The sequence below is a fragment of the Nonomuraea coxensis DSM 45129 genome (assembly GCF_019397265.1).
Taxonomy (GTDB): domain Bacteria; phylum Actinomycetota; class Actinomycetes; order Streptosporangiales; family Streptosporangiaceae; genus Nonomuraea; species Nonomuraea coxensis.
Genome location: NZ_CP068985.1, coordinates 2,122,839 through 2,144,629 on the forward strand (window position 1 = coordinate 2,122,839; position 21,791 = coordinate 2,144,629).

Here is a 21,791-nt window from a genome sequence, read left to right on the forward strand (position 1 = left end):
AATAGGAACCACTACGGAGAGTCGTGGTGGGGGAACCAGGCGCCATCGGGGAGGCGTTCGCCGTGCAGGAACAGCAGAGCATCGGGGCCATGCTGGCGGCAGCCAGGCAGTCGGCCGGGATGTCGGTCGCGCAGGTCAGCGAGGCCACGCGCATCCGCGAGACCATCGTCCATTGCATCGAGCAGGACGACTACGACCAGTGTGGAGGCCCGTTCTACGCCAGAGGCCACGTGAAGGCCATCGCCGCGGCGGTCGGGCTGGATCCTGAGGCCGTGGTCCACCAGTACGACCAGGAGCACGGAGGGGCGCCGCAGCCGGTGCGCGCCTCGGCCGTCTTCCAGGCCGACAAGAAGATCAACCTGCCGGAGCGGCGCGGGCCCAACTGGTCGATGGCGCTCGGGGTGGCGCTGGCCATCGTGGTCGTGTTCGGCACGATGCGCATGCTCGGGGGAGCGGGCGACCAGGTGCAGGTGGCCGGGGTGCGGCAGACGTCGGCCCGGCCGAGCGTGCCGCCCAACACGCCCATCACCGAGGCGCCCAAGCCGTCCCAGTCACGGGGCGCGCGCTCCAAGGAGATGGTGACGCTGCGGATCAAGGCGAAGCGCTCGTCGTACGTCGGGGTGCACGACGGCGAGGGCCACCGCCTCTTCTCCGGCACGCTGACCGCCGGCGAGACCTCCGAATGGCGCGCGCCGGGCAGGGTCACCCTGCTGCTGAGCGACGCCACGGCGGTGACGCTGCAGGTCAACGGCAAGAAAGTGAAGCGGCTCGGGCGGCGCGGCGAGATGGTGCGCACCTCGTTCGAGGCGCCGAGGGCACCGGTCAAGCAGAAGGCCCGCTGACCGTCTCCGGTGGGCCAGTGCATCGGGTGGTGGCCAACTCCCGATACCGTAGTGTTCACCATGTCATCCCGCCGCACCGCATCGCTGATCACCCTGGGCTGCGCCCGCAACGAGGTCGACTCCGAGGAGCTGGCCGCGCGACTTGAGGCTGCCGGTTGGCAGCTCGGCGACGACGACCCCGACGTCGTCGTCGTCAACACGTGTGGCTTCATCGACTCGGCCAAGAAGGACTCCATCGACACGCTGCTCGCCGCCGCGGACTCCGGCGCGAAGGTCGTCGCCGCGGGCTGCATGGCCGAGCGCTACGGAAGCGAGCTGGCCGAGGCGCTGCCCGAGGCCGGCGCCGTCATCTCCTTCGACGACTACGCCGAGATCGGCGACCGGCTCGACGACGTGCTCGCCGGCCGGTCGCTCAAGCCGCACACACCGCGGGACCGCCGCACCCTGCTGCCCATCTCGCCGGTCGAGCGCGCCGCCGCGCCGAAGGCCGGCATCCCCGGCCACGGCGAGCTGCCGTCGGGGGTCGCTCCCGCGAGCGGGCCCCGCGTGCTGCGCAAGCGGCTCGACGAGAGCCCCGTGGCCTCGCTCAAGCTCGCCTCCGGCTGCGACCGGCGCTGCACGTTCTGCGCCATCCCGTCCTTCCGCGGCTCCTACGTCTCGCGCGTCCCCGACGAGCTGCTGGCCGAGGCCGACTGGCTGGCCCATCGCGGGGTGCGCGAGCTGGTGCTGGTGAGCGAGAACTCCACCTCCTACGGCAAGGACCTCGGCGATCTGCGGGCGCTGGAGAAGCTGCTGCCGCGGCTGGCCGGGGTGGCGGGCGTCGAGCGGGTGCGGGTCAGCTACCTGCAGCCCGCCGAGCTGCGTCCCGGGCTCATCGACGTCATCTGCGGCACCGAGGGCGTGGCCCCCTACTTCGACCTGTCCTTCCAGCACGCCAGCAACAGCGTTCTGCGCCGGATGCGCCGCTTCGGCGACCCCGGGCGTTTCCTCGGGCTGCTGGAGAGCGTGCGCGAGCGCGCTCCCGAGGCGGGTGTGCGCTCCAACTTCATCGTGGGCTTCCCCGGGGAGACCGAGGAGGAGTTCGGCGAGCTGGTGGGCTTCCTGGAGGCCGCGCGGCTCGACGTCATCGGCGTGTTCGGCTACTCCGACGAGGACGGCACCGAGGCGGCCGACCTGCCGGGCAAGCTGGCGCAGGAGGTCATCGACGAGCGGGTGCGGGTGCTCACCGAGCTGGCCGAGGAGCTGACCGCCCAGCGGGCGGAGGAGCGCATCGGCACCGAGGTCGACGTGCTGATCGAGGAGGACCTGGGCGACGGCGGCTACGAGGGCCGGGCCGCCCACCAGGGCCCCGAGGTCGACGGGTCGGTCACCGTGCAGGGCATCGGCCTGGTGAAGGGCCAGGTCGTGCGCGCGGTCGTGGTCGACGCCGAGGGGGTCGACCTGATCGCGCGCATCAAGGCCGGCCCATGAAGAAGGACGAGCGCCGCGCGGTGAGCCCGTGGAACATCGCCAACATCCTCACGGTCCTCCGGTTGGTGCTCGTCCCCTTCTTCGTCGCCTGTCTTCTTCTTCCCGGCACCGGCTGGCGGATCACGGCGCTGGCGGTGTTCGGCGTGGCCTCCCTCACCGATCATCTGGACGGCGAGCTGGCCCGCCGCTACGGCCTCATCACCGACTTCGGCAAGATCGCCGACCCGATCGCCGACAAGGCGCTGACGGGCGCGGCGCTGGTGTGCCTGTCGGTCCTGGAGGAGCTGCCGTGGTGGGTCACGGTGGTGATCCTGGGGCGGGAGCTGGGCATCACCGCGCTCAGGTTCGTGCTGCTGCGGCACGCGGTGATCCCCGCCAGCTACGGCGGCAAGGTCAAGACCGTGCTGCAGATCGCGGCGATCGTCCTCTATCTCCTGCCGATGGTGCCGGACGTGCTGCGGTGGGTGGTGATGGGCGCCGCGCTGGTGGTGACGGTGCTCACGGGCCTCGACTACGTGTTCCGGGCGATCAGACTGCGTAAGGTGGCCAGGCGAGCACGCGGGGAGTGATCACGATGGACGTGGCGGGTGCGTTGTCGCTGCTGGAGCGGCAGGGGGCGACGCTGGCGGTGGCCGAGTCGCTGACCGGGGGCCTGATCGGGGCGGCCGTCACCGCGGTGCCCGGGGCCTCGCGGGTCTTCCTCGGCGGGGTGATCTCCTACGCCACCGAGCTCAAGCGCGACCTGCTGGGCGTGCCGGGCGAGCTGCTGGAGCGCGAGGGGGCGGTGCATCCCGAGGTGGCGGCGGCGATGGCGCGGGGGGTCGCGCGGGTGTGCGGCGCGGGCTACGGCCTGGCCGTGACCGGCGTGGCGGGCCCGGAGCCGCAGGACGGCAGGCCCGTCGGCACCGTGTTCGCCGCCGTCGCCGGTCCCGGCGGGCAGGTCTGGGGCCGGGAGTTGAGACTTGAGGGGTCGCGCGAACGTATAAGGGTAGAGACGGTGCACGAGGCAGTTGATCTCCTGTCAGGTGTGCTGAAGGCGAACATAGGGGAACATTCCGGATGATTACCGTGTTACGTCCCGAGCGAACATGCCTTGCACGGTCTGACGCGGTGTCGGTGGATACGGGTACGGTGGAGCTGTGAGTGAGGTCCGTGAGCCAACTGCAAGCACCGAGCGCCCGGCAGGCGGGCCTGATGAGTCGCGCGGCGAGGCACAAGCGGCGGTCAAGGGGCGGCGACGCCCGATGATGGCGAGGAGTATGTACGAAGCGAAGAAGACCAATGTGCGGCACGATCCGATCGCGCGGGGCGTGGTGAAGACATCCGCGCCGGGGAGGGAGCGACAGATGATTCTGCTGCGTCAGCTGCTCGGCGATGTGCTGAGGCGGTTGCGCGTGCGCCAGGGACGCACGCTGCGCGAGGTTTCCACGCTTGCCCGGGTCTCACTCGGCTATCTGTCCGAGGTGGAGCGGGGCCAGAAGGAGGCGTCGTCGGAGCTGCTCGCGTCGATCTGCGGTGCGCTCGGAGTGCCACTCTCGCAGGTGCTGCGTGAGGTGTCCGACCAGTTCGCGCTGGCCGAGCTCCAGGCTGCTCCCGTGCTCGCCGATGTTCCCGAGCACGAGCGACTGCCTCTCACGGAGACGGTTCCCGGATCGATCTCCGATTCCGTTTTCCCGGACGTCAAGGACATGGTGGCTGCCTAACGAGGCTGGCAGCCCGCACACCACAGGATCAGCCGCTCCTGTGGCTGCGCTCCCATCTCCCCTCGGCTGATGCGGGTGCCGCATCGGCGACAGGGTCTTCCTGCCCTGCCGTAGACCCACGTCGCGTTCCCCGGGCGGCGATCACCTGTCGTCACCGTGCCCGCATGTTCGAGGTTGGCCGCCAGCAGGCGCTGTGCCAGTGACACGAGCCCGCCCAGCTCCTCGATCTCCCCGACCCTCCTCCACGGCCAGATCCCCCGCAGGAACAAGGTCTCGGCGCGGTAGATGGTGCCGATCCCCGCCAGGTTGCGCTGATCGAGCAGTGCCTCCCCGATGGTCCTGCCGGGCTCCTCGCGCAGCCTCCTCACGGCCTCGTCCGGGTCCCAGTCCGGCCCCAGCAGATCCGGCCCCAGGTGGCCGACCAGCCGCGCCTCGTCCTCCGTCCGCACGAGGTCCACCATCCCCAGCTTGCGGCCGAGCGCCGTGCAGTCACGGTTGGCCAGGATCAGCCGCACCTGGTCGCCGGGCGGCACCCGGGCGCTCGGCCCGGCGATCCGCCAGCTCCCGTCCATCCTCAGGTGCGTGTGCACGGTCAGGCCGCCCTCGACACGGGTGAGCAGGTGCTTGCCGCGCGAGAGCGTGGTCAGCACCTCGCGGCCGGTCAGGTCCGCGGTGGCGTGCCGCGGCACGCGGAAGTCGGACCTCGTGAGCGCCCGCCCGTCAAGGGCTGAGCGCAGGCGCGCGGCCGTGCGGTGGACGGCGTCTCCCTCGGGCACCCTTCCAGTCTAGGAACCCGTTTCCGGGGGCTTTGCCACGGACGCCGCGCGAACGGTGTTCCTGACCCCAGCCAGGAGCGCCGGCCCGGCCGCGACCACGCGTCCTGGGTGCGCGACCGCGCACCGCCGTGGTCAGTCCCAGGCGGCGGGGTCGGCGGCGAGCTGGCGGACGCGGTCGGGCAGCGCGCCGGAGGCGACCTGCTCCAGCGTGACCTCCTCCAGGATCGCGCGCTCGGTGGCGCGCAGCGCGATCCACACCTGCTGCAGCGACTCGGCCGGACCCCGGTAGCCGACGTGCTCGGGCCGCTCGCCGCGTACGTTGGCGAGGGGGCCGTCCACCGCCCGGATCACGTCGGCGAGGGAGATCTCGCCCGCGGGCCTGGCCAGGACGTAGCCGCCCTCAGGGCCTCTCTGCCCGCGCACCAGCCCGGCGCGGCGCATCTGGAGCAGGATGTTCTCCAGGTATTTGGGAGGCATGTCCTGTTCCTTGGCGAGCTCGCCCACGGTCGTCGGGCCGGCACCCGCGGCGGCGAGTTCGGCGGCGGCTCGGAGGGCGTAGTCGACACGAGCGGAAAGGCGCATGTTCTCGATTATCCCTCCTGGTCAACACTGGTTCGGCGCAAGGTCGTCAGATGGGGCAGGTGATCCGAAGTCCGGCGCCGTCCCGCCCGAGTCCTCCGGCTACGGTGATCATGAGGAAATCTCGCGTTCACCTGCGACGTCTCTCAGGAGTGCGAGCGCTAAACTTCCAACAATCTTTGCGATTTCGCAGTGGACCGACGGTGGGGATTCAGCGTGGTGGAGCGACGCCCAGGTGTGCCCAGGTTGCTGAGGGAGATCAACGACCGGGCCGCGCTCGAACTGCTGCTGGCCACCGGTCCGATGACCCGCGGCCAGATCGGCGACCTGACCGGCCTGTCCAAGGTCACGGCCTCCCAGACGCTGTCCAGGCTGGAGGAGCGCGGCCTGGTCGAGGTCGTCGGCACCCAGGCCGGCGGGCGCGGGCCCAACGCGGCCCTCTACTCGGTGATCGCCTCCAGCGCGTACGTCGCCGGCCTGGAGGTCGGCCCCGGACGCATCTCCTCGGCCGTCGCCGACATCCACGGCCACACGATCGCCGAGATCACCGTCGATCCGCAGGGCCACGAGGACCCGGTGGCCGCCGTCCACGAGGCCATCGTCAAGGCGTGCCGCGGCGCCAAGGTCGGGCTGAGCAAGCTGCGCGGCGTGGTGATCGGCACCCCCGGCGTGGTCGATCCGCGCAGCGGCGACGTGCGCTTCTCCTTCGACCTGCCCGGCTGGCACGAGGGCATCCACGGGGCGCTCGCCGGCGACCTGCGGCGCGAGGTGACGATCGAGAACGACGTCAACCTCGCCGCCATCGCCGAGCGCGCCGACGGGGCCGCCCAGGGCGTGGACGACTTCGTGCTGCTGTGGGCCGGCCGCGGTCTCGGCCTGGCGGTCATGCTCGGCGGCCGGCTGCACCGGGGCCGTTCGGGCAGCGCGGGCGAGATCGGCTACCTGCCGGTGCCCGGCGTGCCGCTGCCTGAGGACATCCGCACCGAGCCGGGGCGGCTGCCCTCGCTGGCGGGGGGCCTGCAGTCGCTGGTCAGCGCGGAGGCGGTGGCCGAGCTGGCCCAGGGCTACGGCTTCGCGGCCAGCAGCGCGGGCGAGGGCGTACGGGTCGCGATGGCCGCCGGCGAGCGGGGCGAGCCGCTGCTCGGCGAGATCGCCCAGCGGCTCGCGCTCGGCGTGGCAGCCGTGTGCGTGATCCTCGACCCCGGCCTCGTGGTGCTGGCCGGGGAGGTGGGGCAGGCGGGCGGTGACGCGCTCGCGTCCCGGGTGGAGGAGGCCGTGGCCCGCATCTGCCCGGTCCGGCCCCAGGTCGGCACCACCACCGTGACCGAGCGCAACCCGGTGCTGCGCGGCGCCGTGCTCGCCGCGCTCGGCCAGGCGCGCGAGGAGCTCCTGGCGTCCTGAGCGGCCCTCAGGCGGTCTTGAGCAGCTCCACGGCCGCCTGGGCGTTGGCGCGGGCGGCCCCGTACGTCGCGATGTAGGCGGCGCTGTCCGGCCGCCACACCGGCAGCCCCATCTCGATGACGGTCGTGTCCGGCCGGGCCGCCACCAGCGCCGAGACCAGGTCCCGGCTGGCGGGGTGGCGGTGGGCGTCCTTGACCACGACGACCAGGGACCGGCCGGCGGCCTTGGCCAGCAGCCCGGACGCGTCGGCGGCCGACGGCTCGACGCGGACGACCTCCGCCTCGGGCAGCCACGGCCCCACGCCCCACGGCACGTCGCCCACGGCGATCGTCGGCGGGGTGTCCACCTCGACCACCAGGGGCTCGACCAGGGGCTCCGGCACGCCGCTCAGCCGTACGGCGCGGCGGGCGGCGTGCAGGCCCACGACGTTGCGCTCGGCGGGGACCTCGCGTTCCCCGCCGAACCACTCCCGCAGCGCGGCCACCCGCGCCGCGGCCTCCTCCAGCCGCTCGCCCGCCAGCCGGCCCTCGCGCACCGCCGTGACGATCGCGGCGGTGATCGCCTGCACGTCGTCGTAGGAGGGCAGCGGCCCGAGGCACAGCAGGTCGGCCCCGGCCGCGAGGGTCAGCACCGCGCCGCCGGCCAGGCCGACGCCGCGGGTGATGGCGTGCATGTCGAGGGCGTCGGTGACGACCACGCCGTCGAAGCCGAGCTCGCCCCTGAGGAGCCCGGTCAGCGCCGCGCCGGACAGCGTCGCGGGCGCGTCGCCCGTCACGGCGGGCACGGCGACGTGCGCGGTCATCACCGACTTCGCCCCCGCCGCCACGGCCGCGCGGAACGGGGTGAGCTCCCGCTCCCGAAGCACGTCGAGGCACACGTCCACGACCGGGATCGCCAGGTGGGAGTCCACCCGGGTGGCGCCGTGGCCGGGGAAGTGCTTGACGCAGGCGGCCACGCGCAGCGACTGCAGGCCCTCCACGGCGGCCACGGTGTGCCGGGCCACCAGGGCGGCGTCCGCGCCGAACGAGCGGGTGCCGATCACCGGGTTGTCGGCCTCGGTGTTGACGTCCGCGCTCGGCGCCATGTCCAGGTTGATGCCGCAGGAGGCCAGCTCGGCGGCGATGGCCCGGTAGACGCTGCGGGTCAGCCCGGGGTCGTCCACCGCCCCGAGCGCCGCGTTGCCCGGGTAGGGGCTGCCGACGTGGTACGCGAGCCGCGTGACGTCGCCGCCCTCCTCGTCCAGCGAGATGACGGGCTCACCGGCTCCCCGAAGCGCGGTGGTCAGCTCCCTCACCTGGCCGTGGTCGGCCACGTTGAACCCGAAGAGCGTCACGCCGCCCAGGCCGTGCTCCAGCTCGCGCAGCACCCAGCCGGGCGCCTCGGTGCCCTGGAAGGCGACGAGCAGCGTGCCGGCCGCCAGGCGGCGCAGCCCCCGATCACTCTGACTCATGGCTCCTCATCAGTGGAAGTTGGGCAGGGTCGTGCACGGCGCCGGCGGCGCCGTGCGAGATTGTGGCGCGTCAGCCCTTCACGGCCCCGGCGACCAGGCCGGAGACCATGCGGCGCTGCACGAGGAGGAAGAAGACGACGACCGGGATCGTCATCAGGGTGGATCCGGCCATGATCGCCCCCCAGTCGACGCCCTTCTGGCCGAAGAAGTACTGCAGGGCGACCGGCATCGTGTACCCCTCGGACTCCGACATCAGGTAGAGGGCGAAGACCAGGTCGTTCCAGGCGGTGATGAACGAGAAGATGCTCGTCGCCACCAGGCCGGGCGCGACCAGCGGGAAGAGCACCCGCCAGAAGGCCTGCATGCGTCCCGCGCCGTCGATCCAGGCCGCCTCCTCCAGCGACTTGGGGACCGCCGCGACGAACGTGCGCAGCATCCACACGCCGAACGGCAGCGTCAGCGCGACCTGGGTGATGATCAGCCCGATGAAGTTGTCGCCGAGCCCCACCCGCTTGACCATCATGTAGAGCGGGATGAGCAGCCCTTCGGCCGGCAGCATCTGCACGATCAGCAGCACGACGAGGAAGACGCCGCGGCCCTTGAAGCGGAAGCGGGCGATGGCGGTGGCCGACAGCAGGGCGAAGGCCGAGCCGATGAGCACCGTCCCTAACGCCACGATGGCGCTGTTGCGCATGTAGAGCCAGATGGAGTTGTTGGCGACGCCCTCGGTCAGCACCCGCTCGAAGTGGTCGAAGGTGAAATGCGTCGGGAACGGGATGAACTCCGTGGTGAAGATCTGGTCGTTCTCCTTGAAGCCGGTCGCCACCATCCAGTAGACGGGGAAGACGGCGTAGAGGAAGACCAGCACGCCGGCCGTGTTGAGGAGGATCTTGCCGAGCCTCTTGCGGGCGAGCGGGGTCACATCTCCTCCTGCTTCACGATCTGCCTGACATACACGACGGTGATGACGAGCAGGATGATCGTCAGGACGACGGAGATCGCCGCGCCGCTGCCCAGCTTCTGCGGGGGCTTGAACGCCTCGGCGACCGCGTACATGGACAGGTTGAAGCCGTCGCGGTTGGTGGGACCGTTCATCAGCACGTAGAGCTGGCTGAAGACCTTGAAGTCCCAGATGATCGACAGGACCGTCAGGACGGCGAAGACGGGCTTCAGCATCGGCAGGGTGATCTTGGTGAAGGTGCGCCACGCCCCGGAGCCGTCGACCCTGGCCGCCTCGTACAGCTCGGCCGGGATGCCCTTCAGACCGGCCAGCACCGACACCGCGATGAACGGGAACCCGGCCCACACCACGCAGACGACCAGCGCGATGTAGAGGGGGAGGGTGTCGTTGAGCCAGGGGGTGCCCACCCAGCTCGACTGCCCGTCGGGCGGCGCGGCCAGCCAGTCGGGCAGCAGGTCGAGGGCCCAGTTGACGATGCCGGCCTCGGCGTCGAAGAGCGAGCGCCAGATGACGCCCTGCGCCACCGGCGGCACCGCCCAGGCGAACATGCACCCGATCACCACGAACAGCGACATCCTCCTGCCGAGGCGGTGCAGGAGCACCCCCACGGCGGTGCCGACGACCAGCGTGAGGCTGACCGCGACGAAGGCGAAGGCCACGGTGTTGCGCAGCGCCGACCAGAAGATGTCGTTGGCCAGGATCTTCTCGAAGTTCTCCAGGCCCACCCACTCCGCCGGCCTGGTGCCCCGGATCTGGGCCAGGCCCACTTTCTGAAAGGCCATGACCGCGAGCTGGAACATCGGGTAGAGCAGCAGCCCCGCGATCACCAGCAGGCCGGGCACGAGCAGCACGTACGGGATGCTCCACGCCGGCAGCCCGCTCGCCCGCGCGCGGCCGGTCTCCTTCCTGCGCCGGTGTCCCGGGCCGGGGGAGGAGCCCCCGTCCCGGGCGACCGTAGTCGGGTTCGCCGTGGTCACTGGTTCAGGATCTCTTCGAGTTCCTTGTTGGCGTCGGCGAGGGCGGTGCCGGCGTCCTTCTTGCCCTCGATGACGGCCCGCGCGGCGTTCTGCAGCACCATCTTGGTGGCGTCGGCCTCGGACCAGTTGGGGTCGGCGGGGAAGGCGCGGGCCTTGGCGAACGCCTGGGCGAACGCGCCCTGCGCCGGGTCCTCCTCAAGCTTGGCCAGGGTGTCCGGGTAGACCGGGAGCAGGCCGCCCTCGCTGGCGTAGCGGTCGGCCCAGGTCTTGCTGGTGGCCAGCTTGATGTACTCCTTGCCGAGGTCGGCCTCCTTGGTGCCGCCCCACAGCGCGATGTCGTTGCCGCCGAAGAAGGAGGGCGCGACGCCGCCGGCCTTGGCGGGCAGCGGGAAGAAGGCGAGCTTGTCGCTCTTCAGCTTGCCCTTCGAGTCCTCCTCGATGCCGGGCAGGTCCCAGCCGGCGGTGAGGTACATCGCGACCTTGTTGTTGGCGAAGCGCTTGCGGATGTCGACCGTGTTGAGCGTGAGGTTCGCCTTGCCGGACAGGCCGCCGGTCACCAGGCCGGTGTAGGTCTCGAAGCCCTTGGTGAAGCCGGGCTCGGTGAGCTTGCCGACCCACTTGTCGCCCTCCTTGACGGCGTACTCGCCGCCTTCGGCCCAGGCGAACGCGGCCAGCAGGTGGTTGGCGTCGGAGCCGCCGTTGAAGGCGAAGCCGTCCACCCCCTCGCCCTTCTCCTTCTGGATCTTCTTGGCGGCGGCGACGAGCTCGTCCCAGGTCTTCGGGATCTCGATCTTGAGCTCCTCGAACCAGTCCTTGCGGTAGAGGACGGCGCGGGCGCCGGCGCCCCACGGCACGGCGTAGATCTCGCCGTCCACGGTCTCGTAGCCGTAGAGGTTCTCGGGGATCTGGGCGCGGTCGCCCTCGCGGGCGATGTCGGTGATCGGGGTGAGCGCGTCCTGGCTCTGCCACATCGGGACCTGGTCGTTGCCGATCTCGGTCACGTCGGGGCCCGAGCCGGTGGCGGCGGCGGCGAACTTGTCGGCGACCTGCGGCCACGGGATCCATTCGAGCTTGACCTCGGCGCCGGTCTGCTGCTTGAACTCGGCGTTCAGCTCTTCCATGTACTTGGCCGCGGCCGGGTTGCTGTCGCCGAGCCGCCAGACGCTGAGCGTCTTGCCGGCGAACTTGGGGCCGCTGGCGGAGGCGGCGGCGCTGGGTGAGGAGGAGGGCGCCTCGCCTGAGCCACATGCGGCCAGGCCCAGGGCCAGGGCGGCCGTGGTGACCGTAGTGGCTGTGATCTTCGCGATCCTCACAGGGTTCTCCCTTCCCGGGTGCTGGCCTACGGTCCGCACCAGGCTGATCGTCAAATGCCGAACGACGCTGCTAAACTAACAAGAAACTTTCTTAAAAGAAACGCTCGTTAGCCATTCGTGACGAGAGGGGTGCGGTAATGAGTCGAAGCCCGGGTGTCCCCCGGCTGCTGCGGCGGCTGAACGATCGCGCGGCACTCGAGCTTCTCCTCGCGGACGGCCCGCTCACCCGGGCCGAGCTGGGCGAGCGGACCGGGCTCTCCAAGGTAACCGCAGGTCAACTCCTGGCTCGACTGGAGGAGCGAGGGCTGGTCGAGGTCGCGGGGGAGCGGGCGGGCGGAAGGGGCCCGCACGCCGCCCTGTACGGTGTCGTGCCCTCCAGCGCGTACGTCGCCGGCCTGGAGGTGCTGCCCGACAGCCTGAAGGTCGGTGTGGCCGACATCACAGGCCGGATCGTGGTCGAGATCACGGTCAACCCGGCCGACGGCGGCGACCCGGTCCGCACCGTCCACGCCGCCGTGCGGCGCGCCTGCGACACCGCCGGCATCGGGCAGGAACGGCTGAAGGCGTTCGTCATCGGCACCAGGGGCGTCGTGGACCCGGTCAGCGGGGACGTGCGCTGGTCGTACGACCTGCCCGCCTGGCACGTCGGCGTGCTCGCCAGCCTCCGCCGCACCCTCGGCGCCTCCGTCACCATCGAGAACGACGTCAACCTCGTCGCCCTCGCCGAGCACACCTACGGCGCCGCCGTCGGCCACGACGACTTCGTGGTCATCTGGGCGGGCGTCGGCCAGGGCCTCGGCGTCATGCTGGACGGCCGGCTGCACCGCGGCATCACCGGCGGCGCGGGCGAGATCGGCTGGCTGCCGGTGCCCGGCGAGCCGCTGCCCGCCGACGTCTCCCAGCCGCAGTCCGGCTCCTTCCAGCGCCTGGTCGGCCACGACGCGCTGCGCGGCCTCGCCCGCGAGCACGGCGTGCAGGGCGCCACGGTCCCCGACCTGGTGCGCAACGGCGGCGAGGACTTCCTCGACGCGGTCGCCGGGCGGCTGGCAGTGGGCGCGGCCGCGATCACCGTCGTCCTCGACCCCGGGCTGATCGTGCTGAGCGGCGACGTCGGCCGGGCGGGCGGCGAGCGGCTGGCCGCGAAGGTGCAGGAGGCCGTGGCCCGCGTGTGCCCGAGCCGGCCCCCCGTGGTCACCACCAGGGTGGCCGGGAACCCGGTGCTGCGCGGAGCCCTCGTCGCGGCCCTGGATCAGGCCCGGGAGCAGGTCTTCTCCGACACTGTGTGAAAATCGTTGCCCATGTGGCAGTCCCCGAACGACCCCAGGAACGACGTCGTGCTCATCTCGGATCCGCGGGTGGCCGCGATCCCCGTGCGCGAGTCGGACGAGCCGCTGGCCGAGGTGCGCGGCCGGCTCCGGGTGGACGAGCGGCTGGCCGACCCCGAAGGCGCCTGGGCGCGACTGCGCACCGGACTGCTGGAGCGGCTGGAACGCGCCGAGGCCGGGCTGCCCGACGGCTATCACCTGCTCGTCGTCGAGGGCTACCGGCCGATCGCCACCCAGTCCCTCTACTTCACCCGCTACCGCGACGAGCTGCTGGCCGCCAATCCCGGCATGACGGTCGAGGAGGCCCACGTCGCGGCCAGCCGGTACGTCTCCCCGGTCAGCGTGGCCCCCCACACCGCCGGCGCGGCCGTCGACCTCACCCTGTGCGACCCCGACGGCGTCGAGTACGACATGGGCACCCAGGTCAACGACAACCCCGAGCAGAGCGCCGGCGCCTGCTACACCGCCGCCCCCAACATCCCGGCCGCCGCCCGCGCCCGCCGCGACCTCCTCGCCGCCGCACTGGAGCCGGCCGGCCTGGTCAACTACCCCACCGAGTGGTGGCACTGGTCCTACGGCGACCGCTACTGGGCGCTCGCCACAGGAGCGCCCCACGCCCTCTACGGCCCCACAGGTTTCACCGCCTGACACCCGCAGGTCGGGAAGGTTTTCCGCGAGCTGTCGCCGGGGCACAACTCCTTGCGGAACTCACTCCCCCCAACGAGGTGCAGGCATGATTCCGCTGATCGGGATCGAAGAGGAATACCTCATCGTCGATCCCCGCACCCGCCACGTCTCTCCCCGGGCCACCGACGTGCTGGCCGCCACCACCGGGATGACCGACGTGGTGCATGAGATCACCCGTTTCCAGGTGGAGGCCCGCACACCTCCCTCCACCGACCTGAGCGAACTCGGCTCGCAACTGCGTGCCGTACGAAAGGAGGTGGCCGACGCCGCGCGGGCGTGCGGCCTCGCCATCGTCGCCAGCGGCATCCCCGTGCTCGGGGACGTGAGCTCGCCGCCGCTGACCGACGTGCCCCGTTACCAGCAGAGCAGGGTGGCCTACCGGGCGCTCCAGGACGAGATCACCATCTGCGCTCTGCACGTGCACGTGGACGTGCCCGACCGCGAGCACGCCGTCTACGTCGGCAACCACGTGCGCTGCTGGCTGCCGACGCTGATCGCGCTGGCCGCCAACTCGCCGTTCTTCGCCGGCCGCGACACCGGGTACGCCTCCTGGAGAGTGATCTCCTGGGGACGGTGGCCGGTGGCGGGAGCACCCCCCTACTTCGCCTCCTACGCCGACTACGAGCTGGCGGTCCGGGCCCTCGACGACGCGGGCGCGCTGGTCGACCCCAAGACGGTCTACTGGGACGCCCGTCCCTCGCCCAGCCTGCCCACGGTCGAGATCAGGGCGGCCGACGTGCCGCTCGACGTGAGCGACAGCCTCACGCTGATCGGGCTCGTCCGCGCTCTGGTGATGACCTCGCTGGAGGCGGTACGGCGCGGCGACCATGGGCTGCCCGTCTCCTCGGAGATGCTGCGCGCCGCCTACTGGCGGGCGGCCAGGGACGGCCTCGCGGGCGAGGGCGTCGACGTGCGTGACGGCACCCGCCTGCCCGCGAACGTGCTGGCCTGGCGGCTGCTGGAGCACGTACGCCCGGCGCTGGTCGAGGCCGGCGACCTGGCCTTCGTGCAGGAGGGCCTGGACCGGCTGCTGCGCAATGGGTCGGGCGCGATGCGCCAGCGGCGGGTGCACGCGCGAGGCAACGATCTGAACGACGTGGTGGACGACCTCATCGAGGCCACCGTCGCCTGAGCTCGCCTGAGCCCGCCTGAGGGCGAGCGCCCCGGCCGTTCCGAGGCCGCCGGCGACCACCACGACACGCAGGACCTTCACCGACAGCAGTCCGGCCACGCGGGTGCCGAGGAAGCCGCCCGCGAGGCTGGCCGGCGCGATCACCGGCCGCCCGCGAGGCTCTACGACGCGATCAGCGGCCGTCCGCGAGGCGCGCCGGCGCGATCACCGGCCGACGGCGTAACCCTGGGCGCCACGCGGGTTGGCGGCGGCCTTGAGGAAACCGCCGTCACGGGCCACCGCGCTGAGCCGGCCCAGCGACCATGGCCCCTGCACCTCGACCTCGTGCCCGCGCCGCCGCAGCTCGGCGACCACGCCCGGGTCCAGCCGCTCCTCCACGTGCAGCACGCCGGGCCGCGAGCCGCGCGGGAAGAACGAGCTGGGAAAGTGCTCGGAGTGGAACATAGGAGCGTCGATGGCCTCCTGGAGATTGAGCCCGCCGTGCACGAGCGCCAGGAAGAAGTTCACGCTCCACTGATCCTGCTGGTCGCCGCCCGGCGTGCCGAACGCCAGCCACGGCCGCCCGTCCCTGAACGCGAACGACGGCGACAGCGTGGTGCGCGGGCGCGCCCCCGGCCGCAGCGACGAGGGCAGGCCCTCCTGCAGCCAGAACATCTGGGCCCGCGTCCCGAGGCAGAAGCCCAGGGCGGGGACGGTGGGGGAGCTCTGCAGCCAGCCGCCGCTCGGCGTGGCCGAGACCATGTTGCCCCAGCGATCGACGACGTCCACGTGGCAGGTGTCGCCACGAACCTGGCCGTCGGGCAACGTCCGCTCCAGCCCCGCAGAGTCGTGCCCGCCAGCGTCCGGCCCGGCGGAGCCCCGCCCGGCCGAGTCGGCGCCCACGGTGGGCTCGCCCACGCCCTCCGGGGCCGGCACGTCCGTCCCAGGGAACACGGGCAGCCGCGGCTCGCGCCCGCCGGGAGAGCCGGGCAGCAGGTCCAGACTGGCCCGCGGGCCGATGAGCGCGCGCCGGCCGGCGTTGTAGGCCGGGTCGAGCAGGTCGGCCAGCGGCACGTCGGCGTCGCCGTACCAGGCCTCGCGGTCGGCGAAGGCGAGCTTGGCGGCCTCGGTCACAGTGTGGACGTAGTCGGCGCTCAGGTAGCCCATCGCGTCCAGGTCCACGCCGTCGAGCAGGGCGAGCTGCTGCAGGAACACCGGGCCCTGGCCCCACGGGCCGGTCTTGCACACGGTGTGGCCGCGGTAGCCGAAGCTGACCGGCTCCTCGGTCGTGGCGCTCCAGCCCGCGAGGTCGTCGCCGGTCAGCAGGCCGCCGTGCACCTCTCCTGAGCTGTCGCGCCAGGCGGTCGTGGCGCTGAACTCGGCGATCGCCTCGGCGACGAAGCCCTCGTACCAGGCGCGGCGGGCGGCGGCGAGCTGACCCTCGCGGGTGCCGGAGGCGGCCTCGGCCTCGGCGACGATCCGCCGGTAGGTGGCGGCGAGCACGGGGTTGGCCAGCCGCGAGCCCGGCTCGGGCACCCGGCCGCCGGGCAGCCAGGTGGCCGCCGAGGTGGGCCAGTCGGCGGTGAACATGCCCTCGACCGCGGCGATCGTGGCCGAGACGCGCTCCAGCACGGGGACGCCGTGCTCGGCGTAGTGGATGGCGGGCGCGAGCACGTCGGCCAGCCGCCAGGTGCCCCAGCGCTCCAGCAGGAGCATCCACCCGCCGAACGCTCCCGGCACGGTGGCGGCGAGCAGGCCGGTGCCGGGGACGACGTCCAGGCCCAGCTCGCGGAAGCGCTCGATGGTCGCGGCGGCCGGGGCCACGCCCTGCCCGCACACGACGTGCGCCTTCTGCTCGGCCTCGCTCCACAGCAGGATGGGCACCTCGCCGCCGGGGCCGTTCAGGTGCGGCTCGGCGACCTGCAGCACGAAGCCGGCGGCCACGGCCGCGTCGAAGGCGTTCCCGCCCCGCTCCAGCACGCTCATGCCGGTGGCCGAGGCCAGCCAGTGGGTGCCGGCGACCATGCCGAAGTCGCCCGTCAGCTCGGGCCTGGTGGTGAACAACGTCTCTCCCTCTTCCCGCTCCGCGGCCGACGGCCCGCGTACGGCCGGCTGAAGACCCGCCGCGCCCGTCAGGCGCGGGCAGGAGTCGCCCGCCGCCTCGGCGGCGGCACCGCGTCGCGTGAGGTCCGTGGGGGCACGCCCAGCGCAAGATCGGCCATATCGGGCTTATCGTATACAAGCGTTTCAGTTGCCCTGATCCGGCTCCCGCTTCCTCGACGCCTCCCCATGCGGCCGAACTCCGGCGCGAAGTGCTCGAACCAGAAGTGGTCGCGCCGGCGCGTCAGCGTGAAGACCGGATCGCGGCCCGCCGCGCTGTGCGTGCCCAGCTCTACGTATGTGACGCCGTCGTCGTCCGCCCGATCCAGCACGCGGAGCCCTGGTCAGGCGCGCAGGCGAAGGCCGCGCGGCGTGGGATGGAAACCGGCCGCCTCCAGAGCCGCCGCCAGCGGCGACTCGACGATCGAGGCCCCGTCGGCGCGCTCGACCGTCAGCTTGCCGAGGGCGCCGTCGCGTACGGCGAGGGCCAGGGCGTCCACGGCCGGCTGCAGCCGCTCGTCGTCGGCGAACGACAGCAGGGTCTTGCCGCCGCGCTCGACGTAGAGGACGAGGTGGCCGTCGACCAGCACCACCAGCGCGCCCGCCTTGCGCCCCGGCTTGTGGCCGGCGTCGCCGGGACGCTGCGGCCAGGACAGGGCGGCGCCGTACGGGTTGGCCGGATCGGCCGCCGCCAGCACCACGGCCCGCCTCCCACCGCCCTCCCGCCCCCCGGCCCCATACCCGGGAGCTCCGTGTCCGGGGGCCCCATACCCGGGGGCCCCGCGCCCCCCGGCCCCATACCCGCCGGCTCCGTGCCCGCCGGCCCCATACCCGCCGGCTCCGTGCCCCGCAGCCCCTGGGCCCTGCTCCAGCGGCGGGGCGCCGGATGCCGTCGGGGCGATGCTGGGCGCCATGGCCCGCATCCGGTCCACCGCACCCGGCAGCGCGAACTGCGCGCCCCCGAGTCCTTCGACGAAGTAGCCCCGCCGGCACCGCCCGCTCTCCTCGTACGCCCGCAGCACCTGGTAGACGGGCGTGAACCCGCCGGGCAGCCGCTCCGAGGTGACCGCCCCCCGCGTCACCACGCCGTGCCGTTCGAGCAGCGCCTCGGCCTGGGCCTGGGCCCGCTGGGTGGCGTCGGCCGCGGGCGCGGGCAGCAGCCACCACCGCCCCGCCACCGTCGGCGGCCCGCTGCGGGTGGGCAGCACCGCCCGCCGCCGCCGCGTCGTCGCCGGCCGGTGCGCCGGACGCCCGGTGCCGAGCGTGGCCCGCAGCGGCGCCAGCGTGTCGCCGGAGATCCGCCCCGACCACACGAGGTCCCACAGCGCCGACACCAGCGTCGGGTCGTCCAGCGAGCCGAGCTGGTCGGAGATGCCGCGGAAGAACAGCGCGCCCCCGCCGCCCAGCAGCTCCAGCACGCGCTCGTGCACCGCCGTCATCGTGATCTCGGCGGGCTCGGGAAGCAGCAGCGGCGCGGTGTCGGCGAAGAAGAGCGACACCCAGCCGTCCCCGCCCGGCAGCGACCCCTGGCCCACCCACATCACCTCGCCGGACGAGGTCAGCTCGTCCAGCAGCGACGGGTGGTAGCCGGGCACCCGCGCGGGCAGCACCAGGGTCTCCAGCGCCGACGCGGGCACCGCCGCCCCCTGGAGCTGCTCGATCGCCCGGACCAGCGCGTCCATGGCCCGCGCCGTGCCGCCGTCCCGGCGGTCACCGGCCGTCCTCGGCCCGTCGGCGGAGGCGCCGGTGATGCCGTGCCAGGCGGGCAGGAACAGGGCGAGCGTCTCCGGCGCGACCGGCTCCACCTCCTTGCGCAGCCGGGCCAGCGACCGCCGCCGCAGCATCCGCAGCACCCCGGCGTCGCACCACTCCTCGCCCCGCCCGCCGGGCCGGAACTCGCCGCTGACCACCCGCCCGGACCCCGCCAGCCGCCGCAGGGCGTCGGTCACCACGGCAACGCCGAGCCCGAACCTGGCCGCGGCGGTGCCGGCGTGGAACGGGCCCCGGGTGCGGGCATGCCGCGCCACCAGATCGGCCAGCGGATCGGGCACCGGCTCCAGGAACACGTGCGGCACCCCCACCGGCAGCGGCACGCCCAGCGCGTCACGCAACCGTCCGGCGTCCTCGACGGCCGCCCACTGCTCCTCGCCCGCGACGCGCACCCGGACGGCCCGCCGCGCCCGCTCCAGCTCCTCCAGCCAGGCCGGGTCGCCGCCGCGTACGCTGACGTCGGGCGCCAGCAGCGGCCCGTGCGAGCGCAGCAGGTCGGCGAGGTCCTCGGCGTCGCGCAGCGGCCGGTCGAGCCGGGCCAGCTCGCGCTCGGCGTCGGAGATCACGTCGGGGTCGAGCAGCTCACGCAGGTCGGCCTGGCCCAGCAGCTCCGCCAGCAGGGACGTGTCCAGGGCCAGCGCCTGCGCCCGCCGCTCGGCCAGCGGGGCGTCGCCCTCGTACATGAACGCGCCGACGTAGTGGAAGAGCAGCGACGCCGCGAACGGCGAGGCCTGCGAGGTCTCCACCTCTACCACCCGCACCCGGCGGGCGGCGATGTCGCGCATGAGCCGCACGAGCCCTGGCACGTCGAAGACGTCCTGGAGGCACTCGCGCATCGTCTCCAGCACGATCGGGAACGAGGCGTACTGCGAGGCCACCCCCAGCAGATGCGCCGCCCGCTGCCGCTGCTGCCACAGCGGGCTGCGCCGCCCCGGGGTGCGGCGCGGCAGCAGCAGCGCCCGTCCCGCGCACTCGCGGAAGCGGGAGGCGAACAGCGCCGAGCCGCCCAGCTCCTCGGTGACGATCTGCTCGATCTCGTCGGCGTCGAAGGCCGCCACGTCGGCCGGCGGCTCGGCCAGCGTGTCGGGGACGCGCAGCACGATGCCGTCGTCGGAGTGGAGCGCCTGCACGTCGACGCCGTAGCGCTCGCGCAGCCGCCGGTTGATCGCCAGCGCCCACGGCGCGTGCACCCGCGCGCCGTACGGCGAGTGGATCACCACCCGCCAGTCGCCCAGCTCGTCGTGGAACCGCTCGACGAGCAGCGTGCGGTCGTCGGGCACGTAGCCGGTGGCCTGGCGCTGCTCCTCCAGGTAGGCGAGCAGGTTGCCCGCGGCGAAGTCGTCGAGCCCGGCCGCCCGCAGCCGCTCGGCCGCGCCGCCCCCCTTGGCCTGCTCGCGCAGGAACTCCCCGATGGCCCGCCCCAGCTCGGCCGGCCGCCCCGGCGCGTCGCCGTGCCAGAACGGCAGCTTGCCCGGCTGCCCTGGCGCGGGGGAGACCAGCACCCGGTCGGCGGTGATGTCCTCGATCCGCCACGAGGTCGCGCCCAGCACGAACACGTCACCCACCCGCGACTCGTAGACCATCTCCTCGTCCAGCTCGCCGACCCGGGACGCCCGCTCGCCCACCAGGAACACGCCGAACAGGCCACGGTCGGGAATCGTGCCGCCGTTGGTGACCGCCAGCCGCTGCGCCCCTGGCCGGCCCTGCAGCGTGCCGGTCACGCGGTCCCAGACGACCCGCGGGCGCAGCTCGGCGAACTCCTCGCTCGGGTAGCGCCCGGCCAGCATGTCGAGCGTGGCCTCCAGCGCGGTGCGCGGCAGCGTGGCGTAGGGGGCGGCGCGCTTGACCACCGACTCCAGCTCGTCGACCGTCCACTCGTCCATCGCCGTCATGGCGACGATCTGCTGGGCCAGCACGTCGAGCGGATTACGCGGGTAGCGCATCTCCTCGATGTGGCCGGCCTGCATGCGCTCGGCCACCACGGCGGTCTGCACGAGGTCGCCGCGGTATTTCGGGAAGATCACGCCCTTGGACACCGCGCCGACCTGGTGGCCGGCCCTGCCGATGCGCTGCAGGCCGCTCGCCACGCTCGGCGGCGCCTCCACGCACGCGACGAGATCGACCGAGCCCATGTCGATGCCCAGCTCCAGGCTGGAGGTGGCGACCACGGCCGGCAGCCGGCCGGACTTCAGCGCCTCCTCGATCTGCGCCCGCTCCTCCTTCGACACCGAGCCGTGGTGGGCGCGTACGACCTCCGTCACGACGCCCTTGCCGCTCCCCGCCTGCGCCATGACCTCGGCCGGGGCGCGCCGCGGCAGGTCGGAAGGCGTCTCCCAGATCGACAGGTCGACGGCCTCCATGCCCTGGGAACGTTCGTAGGCGAGCTCGTTGAGCCGCGAGCACAGCCGCTCGGCCAGCCGCCGGGAGTTGGCGAACACGATCGTCGAGCTGTGGGCCTCGATGAGCTCGAACAACCGGTCCTCGACGTGCGGCCAGATCGACCTGCCCCGGGGCTCCACACCGTCGCCGCCCTCCTCGGGGCCGGTCGCGGTCTCGGTCATGTCCTCGACCGGGACGACGACCTCGACCTCGATCCGCTTGTCCGCGGGCGGCTGCACCACCGTGGCCGGCCGCGCCCCGCCCAGGAACGCCGCCACCTCGCTCACCGGCCGCACCGTCGCCGACAGGCCGACGCGCTGCGCCGGCCGCTCCAGCAATACGTCGAGCCGCTCCAGGGTGAGCGCCAGGTGGGCGCCGCGCTTGGTGGCGGCGACCGCGTGCACCTCGTCCACGATGACCGTCTCGACCCCGCGCAGCGCCTCCCGCGCCTGGCTGGTGAGCAGCAGGAACAGCGACTCCGGCGTGGTGATGAGGATGTCGGACGGCTTGGCCGCGAACCTCCTGCGGTCCTCCGCGGGCGTGTCGCCCGACCGGATCGCCACCGAGATCTCCGGCACCGGCAGCCCGAGCCGCCGCGCCGTCTGCTTCAGCCCGGCCAGCGGCGCTCGCAGGTTGCGCTCGACGTCGACCGCGAGGGCCTTGAGCGGCGAGACGTAGAGAACCCGGGTGCCCCCGCCGGCTTTCGGGTCACGGGGGTGGGCGGCCAGCCGGTCGAGCGACCACAGGAACGCCGCCAGCGTCTTGCCCGACCCCGTGGGCGCGACGACCAGCGTGTTGTCGCCACGCGCGATCGACTCCCACGCCCCCTCCTGGGCGGCCGTGGGCGCCTCGAACGCCCCCGCGAACCACTGCTGGGTCATCGGGCTGAACTGGGCTAGCGTGCTCACCAGCCCATATTGCCTCGCGCCACCGACAGAAAACGCATT

Annotated in this window: 17 protein-coding genes; 9 read left to right on the plus strand and 8 right to left on the minus strand. The window is 72.9% G+C overall.

The annotated features are described in order from the left end of the window. The first annotated feature begins 26 nt into the window (after positions 1-26). The 5 genes from Nocox_RS10250 (at position 27) to Nocox_RS10270 (ending at position 4,015) form a co-directional block, all read left to right on the plus strand. Positions 27-842 carry a helix-turn-helix domain-containing protein gene (locus Nocox_RS10250; protein ID WP_157382887.1) on the plus strand — a complete coding sequence of 272 codons (816 nt, stop codon included), beginning with the start codon at positions 27-29 and terminating at the stop codon, positions 840-842. A 60-nt stretch (positions 843-902) separates the two neighbouring features. After that, positions 903-2,312, plus strand: coding sequence for a 30S ribosomal protein S12 methylthiotransferase RimO (rimO, locus tag Nocox_RS10255; protein ID WP_026214031.1), 1,410 nt, complete (start codon positions 903-905; stop codon positions 2,310-2,312). Next, entirely contained in the window at positions 2,309-2,881 is a 573-nt protein-coding gene (gene pgsA / locus Nocox_RS10260) for a CDP-diacylglycerol--glycerol-3-phosphate 3-phosphatidyltransferase (protein WP_020541733.1), read from the plus strand. Before rimO ends, pgsA begins: the two co-directional genes overlap by 4 nt. 5 nt (positions 2,882-2,886) lie before the next feature. Beyond that, positions 2,887-3,375, plus strand: coding sequence for a CinA family protein (locus tag Nocox_RS10265; RefSeq protein WP_033408422.1), 489 nt, complete (start codon positions 2,887-2,889; stop codon positions 3,373-3,375). 283 nt (positions 3,376-3,658) lie between these two features. Further along, positions 3,659-4,015, plus strand: coding sequence for a helix-turn-helix domain-containing protein (locus Nocox_RS10270; protein WP_026214033.1), 357 nt, complete (start codon positions 3,659-3,661; stop codon positions 4,013-4,015). Here Nocox_RS10270 and Nocox_RS10275 read toward each other — a convergent pair. Together Nocox_RS10275 and Nocox_RS10280 are read right to left on the minus strand one after the other, a co-directional pair. Beyond that, a complete protein-coding gene (locus Nocox_RS10275) occupies positions 4,012-4,791 on the minus strand; it encodes a DNA-formamidopyrimidine glycosylase family protein (protein WP_020541736.1) in 780 nt (259 codons plus the stop codon). The two genes, Nocox_RS10270 and Nocox_RS10275, sit on opposite strands and share 4 nt — an antisense overlap. 132 nt (positions 4,792-4,923) lie before the next feature. Continuing rightward, positions 4,924-5,373, minus strand: coding sequence for an RrF2 family transcriptional regulator (locus Nocox_RS10280; RefSeq protein ID WP_020541737.1), 450 nt, complete (start codon positions 5,371-5,373; stop codon positions 4,924-4,926). Between the two features lie 216 nt (positions 5,374-5,589). On the opposite strand from Nocox_RS10280, the gene Nocox_RS10285 reads away from it, so the two are divergent. After that, the gene (locus Nocox_RS10285; RefSeq protein WP_026214034.1) at positions 5,590-6,771 is read left to right on the plus strand and encodes an ROK family transcriptional regulator; all 1,182 of its coding nucleotides are present in this window, start codon (positions 5,590-5,592) and stop codon (positions 6,769-6,771) included. A gap of 7 nt (positions 6,772-6,778) precedes the next feature. Here Nocox_RS10285 and Nocox_RS10290 read toward each other — a convergent pair whose 3' ends face one another. The 4 genes from Nocox_RS10290 to Nocox_RS10305 form a co-directional block, all read right to left on the minus strand. Continuing rightward, positions 6,779-8,221 carry a glycoside hydrolase family 3 protein gene (locus Nocox_RS10290; RefSeq protein ID WP_020541739.1) on the minus strand — a complete coding sequence of 481 codons (1,443 nt, stop codon included), beginning with the start codon at positions 8,219-8,221 and terminating at the stop codon, positions 6,779-6,781. A gap of 70 nt (positions 8,222-8,291) precedes the next feature. Beyond that, a complete protein-coding gene (locus tag Nocox_RS10295; RefSeq protein ID WP_020541740.1) occupies positions 8,292-9,143 on the minus strand; it encodes a carbohydrate ABC transporter permease in 852 nt (283 codons plus the stop codon). Continuing rightward, entirely contained in the window at positions 9,140-10,159 is a 1,020-nt protein-coding gene (locus tag Nocox_RS10300) for a carbohydrate ABC transporter permease (RefSeq protein ID WP_020541741.1), read from the minus strand. The genes Nocox_RS10295 and Nocox_RS10300 overlap by 4 nt, the downstream gene beginning before the upstream one ends. Further along, a complete protein-coding gene (locus tag Nocox_RS10305; protein WP_020541742.1) occupies positions 10,156-11,472 on the minus strand; it encodes an extracellular solute-binding protein in 1,317 nt (438 codons plus the stop codon). The genes Nocox_RS10300 and Nocox_RS10305 overlap by 4 nt, the downstream gene beginning before the upstream one ends. A 137-nt stretch (positions 11,473-11,609) precedes the next feature. Here Nocox_RS10305 and Nocox_RS10310 point away from each other — a divergent pair, with 137 nt between their 5' ends. The 3 genes from Nocox_RS10310 (at position 11,610) to Nocox_RS10320 (ending at position 14,616) form a co-directional block, all read left to right on the plus strand. Continuing rightward, positions 11,610-12,758: an ROK family transcriptional regulator gene (locus tag Nocox_RS10310; RefSeq protein ID WP_026214035.1), complete on the plus strand. Its 1,149-nt coding sequence runs from the start codon at positions 11,610-11,612 to the stop codon at positions 12,756-12,758. 12 nt (positions 12,759-12,770) lie between these two features. After that, the gene (locus Nocox_RS10315) at positions 12,771-13,445 is read left to right on the plus strand and encodes a M15 family metallopeptidase (RefSeq protein ID WP_219495595.1); all 675 of its coding nucleotides are present in this window, start codon (positions 12,771-12,773) and stop codon (positions 13,443-13,445) included. A gap of 85 nt (positions 13,446-13,530) precedes the next feature. Beyond that, positions 13,531-14,616 (plus strand): carboxylate-amine ligase, encoded by a 1,086-nt coding sequence (locus Nocox_RS10320; protein WP_020541746.1) that lies wholly within the window; start codon positions 13,531-13,533, stop codon positions 14,614-14,616. 204 nt (positions 14,617-14,820) lie between these two features. On the opposite strand, the gene Nocox_RS10325 is transcribed toward Nocox_RS10320, so the two are convergent. Both Nocox_RS10325 and Nocox_RS10330 read right to left on the minus strand, forming a co-directional pair. After that, positions 14,821-16,620: a gamma-glutamyltransferase family protein gene (locus Nocox_RS10325; protein WP_211212563.1), complete on the minus strand. Its 1,800-nt coding sequence runs from the start codon at positions 16,618-16,620 to the stop codon at positions 14,821-14,823. Between the two features lie 419 nt (positions 16,621-17,039). After that, positions 17,040-21,725, minus strand: a complete 4,686-nt coding sequence (locus tag Nocox_RS10330) for an ATP-dependent helicase (protein ID WP_020541749.1) — start codon at positions 21,723-21,725, stop codon at positions 17,040-17,042. Positions 21,726-21,791 lie beyond the last annotated feature (66 nt).